The sequence below is a fragment of the Methyloceanibacter sp. genome (genome assembly GCF_049590335.1).
Taxonomy (GTDB): Bacteria; Pseudomonadota; Alphaproteobacteria; order Rhizobiales; family Methyloligellaceae; genus Methyloceanibacter.
Window position 1 is genome coordinate 1 of record NZ_JBAWCQ010000170.1, and the last position, 7753, is coordinate 7753.

7 protein-coding genes are annotated in these 7753 nt (G+C 61.9%); 3 read left to right on the forward strand and 4 right to left on the reverse strand.

The genetic code is table 11. The features are described from left to right. Positions 1–403, reverse strand: a 403-nt coding sequence (locus WBQ77_RS12365) for a DUF1036 domain-containing protein (protein ID WP_424060480.1), incomplete at its 3' end; no start/stop codon positions are given. A gap of 200 nt (positions 404–603) precedes the next feature. Between WBQ77_RS12365 and WBQ77_RS12370 the strand changes: the two genes are divergently transcribed. The 3 genes from WBQ77_RS12370 to WBQ77_RS12380 all read left to right on the forward strand — a co-directional run bounded on the left by WBQ77_RS12370 (position 604) and on the right by WBQ77_RS12380 (position 2109). Beyond that, complete coding sequence (locus WBQ77_RS12370) at positions 604–1401, forward strand: N-formylglutamate amidohydrolase (protein WP_424042475.1); 798 nt, start codon at positions 604–606, stop codon at positions 1399–1401. A gap of 11 nt (positions 1402–1412) precedes the next feature. Beyond that, the gene (locus tag WBQ77_RS12375) at positions 1413–1670 is read left to right on the forward strand and encodes a DUF1244 domain-containing protein (RefSeq protein ID WP_424042474.1); all 258 of its coding nucleotides are present in this window, start codon (positions 1413–1415) and stop codon (positions 1668–1670) included. Between the two features lie 172 nt (positions 1671–1842). Beyond that, positions 1843–2109 (forward strand): DUF2312 domain-containing protein, encoded by a 267-nt coding sequence (locus WBQ77_RS12380; protein WP_424042473.1) that lies wholly within the window; start codon positions 1843–1845, stop codon positions 2107–2109. Positions 2110–2135: 26 nt separating this feature from the next. Here the strand turns inward: WBQ77_RS12380 and WBQ77_RS12385 are convergent, their stop codons facing one another. From WBQ77_RS12385 to WBQ77_RS12395, 3 genes are all read right to left on the reverse strand, one after another. After that, positions 2136–3455: a DUF882 domain-containing protein gene (locus tag WBQ77_RS12385; RefSeq protein ID WP_424060481.1), complete on the reverse strand. Its 1320-nt coding sequence runs from the start codon at positions 3453–3455 to the stop codon at positions 2136–2138. A 370-nt stretch (positions 3456–3825) separates the two neighbouring features. Next, complete coding sequence (locus tag WBQ77_RS12390; protein WP_424060482.1) at positions 3826–5865, reverse strand: L,D-transpeptidase family protein; 2040 nt, start codon at positions 5863–5865, stop codon at positions 3826–3828. 21 nt (positions 5866–5886) lie between these two features. Beyond that, a complete protein-coding gene (locus WBQ77_RS12395; RefSeq protein WP_424045429.1) occupies positions 5887–7395 on the reverse strand; it encodes a sigma-54-dependent transcriptional regulator in 1509 nt (502 codons plus the stop codon). Positions 7396–7753: the final 358 nt, after the last annotated feature.

Consider the following 7753-nt stretch of genomic DNA (forward strand, 5'->3'; position numbering starts at 1 on the left):
GGCCGCGCTTCTCGCATTCCGCGGTGTTGCGGATGGTGAAGGACTTATCGTCCGTGCACATATAGAGCCCGCCGGCCCATTCACCGCCACGGTCATAGTCCACTGCGTGGATGTAGTAATAGCGTCCAATAAGCACACCCTTGAGCAAGGTCTCGCAGGTGTGCGAAGCGATGTTCCACCAGCCTTCGCTGGCCCAGCCCTCGGTGTCCTTATAGCCGATTGCGACGCCCACGCGACTGGCGGTCGTGTTACACAATTTCAGGTCGGCCATCGCGGGCGAGATGCCGGTCCCTGCCAGGACGCCAAGCGCCGTGAGGCAGGCTGCTAGCGCGATGGCGGCAGTCCAGCGGCGTGCTATGGCCCATAGCGGGGCGGAGTTACGGAGCGCGTTAGAGGCCAACATCGGTATCTCGAGGTCTGAAGTCTTGTTTAATCAGCGCCGAACGGTAGCGTCGAATAGTTTGCATTTCTCTGACCGGCAGGGCTCGATTATAAGACTGGGCCCCGCGCCTATAAAACACCGCCCAAGTTTGAGGTAAATGTGTCGCGGCCTTAGGGTCGTTTCGTTGGGCCCTACCGTTTGAGGAGTTCAGTCTGGATACGTTGATACAAGAAGATCTGAGCGAGAAGCCATACCGGACCATCGAAGGGGATGTAAAGCTTGGTCTTTTGATCCTTTGCGATCACGCGCAGAACCACGTCCCGGAGGACCTTCATACGCTTGGGCTGCGGTCCGAGGACCTTCACCGGCACATCGCGTTCGATCTTGGCGCGGAAGGCGTCGCGCGGTTCCTGGCCACGATGCTCGGCGCCCCGGCTGTCATTAGTCAGTTTTCCCGGCTTCTCGTGGATCCGAACCGTGGGCTGGACGATCCGACGCTCATCATGGAAGTCGCCGACGGGCTCGTCATCCCAGGCAATGTGGGCTTGAGCCTGGCTGCGCGGGAGGAGCGCCTCGACCGCTTTTACCGGCCTTACGACGCGGCGATCGGCCGGGCTGTCGATGCGGCCATCGATGCGGGCAAGCCGCCGATGATCCTTTCGATCCACAGCTTCACCCAGGCCTGGAAAGGGGCGCCCCGGCCCTGGCACGCCTCGGTCCTCTGGGACAAGGACCCTCGCGTGCCCGTGCCGCTCATCGAAAGGTTGAAGACGATTCCCGATGCGGTGATCGGCGACAACGTGCCGTATTCGGGCCAGCTCAAGGGCGATACGCTCTACCGGCATGCCACCGAACGCGGCCTTGCTCACGCCCTCGTGGAGGTCCGCCAGGATCTGATCCTGGGCGAGGAGGGGCAAGCGGCGTGGGGGGCCCATCTTGCGCGGGTGGTCTCCGACGTGCTCCAGTCGGCGGAAGGATTGCATCGTATTGAGAACCACGGTTCCCACACAGGCAGCTGATTGGCGGTGGCATGATGGACGACAGACAAAGAAAGGAAATCGAGGCCGCGGCGTTTCGGCGGCTGGTGGAGCACCTGCAAGAGCGGACCGATGTGCAGAACATCGATCTGATGGAGACTGCCGGTTTTTGCCGAAACTGCGTGTCAGGCTGGTACTTGGAAGCCGCCGACGAGCGGGGCGTCCCGCTCAGCAAGGACGAGGCCCGTAAGATCGTTTACGGCATGCCTTATGACGCGTGGAAGGCGAAGTTTCAGACCAAACTCTCTTAGGTTCGCGCCAAAGAGCCTTTAAATTCAGATCCTTGCGCCGACGGCGCCCCAGCATGCCGGGCGCCCCTTTGGATAAGCGGGAAAAGCTGCGCCTCGTGCCTTGCCGGTCCTCGCGATTCGGGCCCAAGCTCGCCTCTTCATCGACCATCACAAAAGCCTTGAGGAATCAAAAGTGCAGCTTCAGACAACGACCAAAGATCAGCTTCGTGCCTTCGTATCTCGTATCGAGCGGCTTGAGGAAGAGAAGGCGGCGCTCGCTGCGGATCTGAAAGAGGTCTACGCGGAGGCCAAGGGCACTGGATTCGACGTCAAGGCGCTTCGCAAGGTGATCAGCCTTCGCAAGCAGGACGAGAACAAGCGGCGGGAGGAGGAGATGGTGCTGACCACCTATCTCCACGCGCTTGGGATGGATGCCGAGGAGTCGTCCGAGGCGGCCTAGGCGCGGAGCGCCAACACACAATCAGCTTAGTTGGCGCGCGCCAGGCGGGTTGGGCCCTGTTTGGGCAGGCTCGCATAGAGGTGCCGCACGGCCGGGCCCGTCAAAGTCTGAACGCTGGCAAGTCCGAGATATCCTGAGGTCCGGCGCAGCATAAAGCGTGCGGGCTGGTCCATGTCCTCGAACAGATAGTCGATATTGCCCTGCTCAGGATGTGTGAGCGGCGCGATCTCGCGGTCATGCGCGATCGACGTATCGGACATCAGGCTCGCGGTTTCGATCAGCTGATAGCTTAGCTCGTCGGGATGATCGTCGTCGAAGGCAGGTGCGCCGACAACGGCGGCTTGTTGGTAAACGGGTGCCTTGGCCTGGGCTGACACCGGCGCTGCGTTCGATCCCGAAAGCTCGGGTGGAATAGGCGACTGGGCCTGCGTCGGCCGGAGCGTCTCACGTGCCCAGGGCAGCGCGTCGCCAAGACTTGCGAGCGAGAAGCGCTTGGACGGCTCCTTCTGCTCGAGAATCTCGGCATTGGCCGGTGCGAGCGCCATCGGTTTGAACTGTTTGTCCGCCGCGGAGGCGACCACAGGCATCGCGGTGGGCGGCTCGGAAAGCTGAGCCACGGCGCGGACCGGATTTAGCGTTGGCGGCGGCGCGACACCAGCGACCATGGTCGGCGAGAGGCCCCTGGCCTGGGCGAGCATCACATGGTCGACCATGCCTTTCGAGGCTGCGCGGTCGTAGTCCTTCTTGGTGATCCGCCGTCCATCGCGCGGGACGTAGGCGCTCTTGCCTTCCGGAAACAGCGCCGCGAGCTCCAGCCGCGGCATTCGCGGCCACATGCGCACGCGGCCCACGTCCACATGGACAAAGGGAATGCCGGAGGTCGGGTAGTAGCCGACGCCGCCGATCTCTTGAATGAGAGCGGAGGCCCGCAGCTTCTTGACCGGAACGTCCGGAAAATGAATGTCGGAGGCCTTACCCAACGTATGCTGACTCCGCCGCGCCTGACCGCCGCCAGCGCGTCTGAGCTTGTCGTTGGTCTTCTTACTACGATAGGCCGAGATAAGATGGATCGGTTCGTTGGAGCCGAGCCGGGAGTGCAATGTCCAGATAAGATCGATCAGCTCCCGGTCCATTTTGGTCGGCTCGTCGGCGCGCCAATCGCGCATGAACCAGTTGAGCTTTTCGAGGGCGTCCTCGTCCCACACGCCATCACGCTTATAGGTGACGGTGATCGTCTCCTTGGTGTGGATCTCATACATGGAAAGGGCGCGGTCTTCGGCGGACGCGCCAATCGTCTGACCGATGATCGCCGCGGCGCTTACCATCAAGATTGCGGCGCGCAGCATGGCGCGGCGTAAATGACTCCCCCGAAAACGCATCTCCGTCTTTCCGTATTTCCCTCGCCGGCGTTATCAGCCGGCTTTCCCCAATGACACCAGAACCTTAAGGCCATTCTGCGCCGTGGTCGCGTGTGCCCTACTGCGACCAATAAGCAACAGTATTCAGACAAAATGAGCGAAAAACAAGGCGAAGCCCTTAACCGTAACACGCACCTGCGGGCGTAGTTAACAGAGTCTGATCAGCTGGAGCTCTGGGGTGTTCTTATGGTCGCGTTTCCGCCGGGCCGTTACGGAAACGATTGCTTCGACCCCTGTCGGGCGAAGAGAGATAAGACCTGCTCGTCGTGGGGCGATCCTGGATAGGCCGGGCCGCCCGTCAGTAAGCGTTGCGCGCGAACCGCGTGCCGGAATCGTGGCGCGTCCGCGCAGCCTGCCGCTCTCTCGTGGGCGCCGCTTCCAGGCGTTTTGTGGCGGCGTAGTTCCGGCCGTTCCTAAGGAGGGCCGTGGTCATGCGCCGGTCGTGGCCGTAAAGGTCGCGATAGGTCTTGATCGAACCGTCCTCGTTCACCCAGAGCGTGAAATAGGTGATGTAGACAGGCACGGCAGTTTTCAATGACACGCGCTTGTCATAGCCGGTGTTGAATGCGGTCTGCGTTTTCTGGGCACTCCAGTTCTGATCATGCTTCAGAATGATTGCGGCGACGTCGTCAGGGTTCTGCACGCGCATGCAGCCATGACTCTCGGCGCGCACGGACCGTTTGAAGAAGTGCTTTTCCTGGGTGTCGTGCATGTAGACGTCGTGCTTGTTGGGGAACACGAACTTGACCCGCCCAAGCACGTTCTTGGGGCTCGGCGGCTGATAGAAATGGAGCTTGCGGACGTCCGCGCGGGCCCAGTCGATCGTCTGCGGATCGACATGCTGACCGTTGTACTTGATACGCAGCTCATGCTGCTCCAGCACGCGGGTGTCCCAACGGCGCCCGTACCAGCCACCGCCATAGGGGCGGATATAGGGCCGGATCTCGCCGGTCTTTATGGAATTCGGAACGTTCCAATAGGGGCCGAACACCACGGACTTCATGTCGTTCGAGAAAACGGGCGTCGGCGTTCTGGCCTTGCCGACCACGACCCGGGTCGTGTGGATCGTTTCATCGTCCTTGACCACCCGCAGCATGAACTCCGGCACGTTCACGGTGACATAGAACTGGCCTTGATCCTGGGGCAGCCAGCGCCAGCGTTCCATGTTCAGTAGAATCTTCCTGATGTCCGCCGGGCTGCCGGCATTGCGCAGATGCGGCTTGTTCAAGAGCCGCCGCGTGCCGGGCCCGACCACGCCGTCGGCCGTGGTGTTGTGCTCCCGTTGGAAGCGCTTCACCGCCTCGGCGAGCGCGTCGTCATAGCGTTCGGGATTGTCCCCTTGGGGCACATCGAGCCGTCTCCGTAGCAAGGCGACCTGCGGGTCCGTATCGCCAAGCCGGAGCAGAGGCCCGCCCGAAAGTTGAATCTTCGGCTCGGCGTTTTCCCTGTCCGTGCCGTCGCCGCGCAGGGCGCGCAGCTTTTTGCGCAACGCTTCGAATTGGGGATGCTGCGGCTGAAAGCTGCGCAAGTAAGCGCCCGCGTCGGGGCGATAGGCAATCGACTGGATGACCTCATCCGGCTTCGGCAACGCCAGCGTCGGGTCCAGATTGCGCGAGATTCTGCGGGGATCGATGCGGCCGCCGCGGGCATCCCGCGCGTAAGCGAGCACGGTCCGGCTGATCTCAAGTTCCGCTATGGCGAGCGTGGCCGTCGCGTCCGGCGCGGTTCTGTCGAAGCCGCTTAGATCGGGCAATTTGTAGTCTGAGGCGTCAAGACCGTAGTCGCCGGCACGTGCGATCTCGGACGTCACGGCTTTGCCGCGCGCGGTCAGGCCTTTCTCGTCGACCCAAAGAAGGGGCCGCCCGAGCTCGTCGTAGTACTTTACGAGCGCGGCCTTCTCGCCTGCCTTGAGTGAGGCCGTGGCGGAGGCGCCATCGGACAAGCGTCTCTGCACGGCGTGCTGCAGGGGATCTGCCGATATTGCGGGGCTTGCGATGCGCGGCGTGTCCGCGCGGCGCATCTCGGGCTTTGGCGCAGCCGCTTTAGGTGCAGCTATCTTCCGCGCTGCACCCTTGGGCGCGGCGTCGGGCTCACGCAGGGCAGGCTTGTTCGCGACGGGTGCGTTGGTGCGTAGACTGACCGGAGCCGCTTCCTTCTTGACATCGGGCTTTGCAGTATCAACCACCGCACCGAACATTTGTATGCGGAGCAAATCGGTGCTGAGCGGCTCGGCACTAAGCATCGCAGTCTCGGTCGTTTCCTTGTCCGCGGCGCTCGCAGGCAGGCCCGGCAAAGTTGCGCAAAGAAGCGCCAATGCGATCATGTGAATGGGCTTCATGGCACAAGTCCCCCTTCAGGCTTAGTTGGGCCGCGCTTCAAGACCGATCTCGCGCATCTTGCGGTAGAGCGTGGAACGTCCGATGCCGAGCCGTTTGGCGATTTCCGTCATGCGTCCGCGATAGCGCCCGAACGCGAGCCGGATCATGTCCGCTTCGACGGCTTCCAAAGACCGGATGTCGCCATTGGCGCCGAGTGCGGGGATGCCCACCGAGTCCTTGCCGGCGGGCGTCGGTACATGGATCGTCTTCGGCGTGTCTGCCGATTGACCGAGCATGACGGGCCCCTCGATGCGGGGCATCGGATCTCTCGGTGCCGGTGCCGGCGGCACGGTGACGGCGTAGCCTTCCACATGCGCAGCGATCTGCGGGAACTCGCTGACGGAGAGCGTTGGCAAATCCGCCAGCACGACGGCGCGGAACACCGTGTTTTCGAGCTGTCGAATATTACCGGGCCAGCTATAGCGCTGCAGCATCGCATCGGCCTCTGCGTCGAGTCCGTCCACGCGTTTGCCTTCTTCGGCGGCGAAGCGCGCCATGAAATGGCGAACCAGTTCGGGAACGTCCTCCAGCCGCTCCCGTAGGGGCGGCACCCAGATGGGGAAGACGTTCAAGCGGTAATAGAGGTCCTCTCGGAAGCGGCCCTCTTGCACCAGCTTGATCAGATTTTGGTTGGTGGCCGAGATCAGCCGAATATTCACTTTGACCGACTGTTTACCGCCCACGGGATCGATCTCGCCTTCTTGAAGCGCGCGCAGCAGCTTCACTTGCGCATCCAAAGGCAGTTCGCTGATCTCGTCGAGGAACAGCGTTCCGCCATCGGCTTCGACGAACTTGCCGACGCGTTTATCCGTGGCGCCGGTGAATGAGCCCCGCTCGTGGCCGAAGAGAATACTCTCGACGAGGTTCTCGGGGATGGCTCCGCAATTCACGGTCACAAACGGCTTCGCCTTACGTGCGCTTTCGCCCTGGATCGCGCGGGCGACCAGTTCTTTGCCCACGCCCGATTCGCCTTCGATCAGGACGGGAATGTTCGATGAGGCGGCACGCCGGCCGACCTTGATGACACGCTCCATGGTGTCGCTGCCGGCGATCAGGTCGGAGAAACCGAGCTTTCCATTGGCGGTCGCCTTCATGCGACTGATCTCGCCGGCGAGCGCTTCAATCCGCAGGGCGTTTTTGATGGACACTTCGAGCCGTTCGGGACTCACGGGCTTGACCACGAAGTCGACGGCGCCCGCGCGCATGGCGCCGATGGCCGCGTCGATACTGCCGTTGGCCGTCTGAACGATGACGGGGGGCTTTTTCGGGAGGGAACGCATGGCGGCGAGAACGGCCATGCCGTCCGTGCCGGGCATCACAAGATCGAGAAGAACGAGGGCGATTTCGCCCGCGTCGCCGGCCTGCAATGCAGCAAGTGCCGCTTCGCCGCCGTCGGCGGATTGAACCTCGTAGCCGAACCGCTTGGTGGTCTCTTCAAGAATACGGCGATGGGTAGGGTCGTCATCGACGACCAAAACGCACTTGGGCATGACGCTAGACTCACTGGTTACGCAAAAATCTACATGAGCAGGCGCCGCTGAAGCCGATACACTTGGCTAATCGAGACCCCTGCTGTGCCAAAACAGTGCACCCGAAGGGTAAACATGTCCTTTACCGCAGTTCGATTTTGGGGATTCTGTTGCGAAAGCGTAATTTTGCGTGCCACAACAAAGCGTTCTTAGCCCTTGCGGGGAGGGCCGGAGCTTCCCACACTAGGCGTGAGGAAATGACGTATTTTGGGTGATAGCGAATCAGCTATGACGCGATTTGCGCCCCATCAATGAGGACCTTCAAGACTGATGCTGCCCCGCTTCTTCCCCGGTTTGCTTCCCCACTCTCCTGCAACCT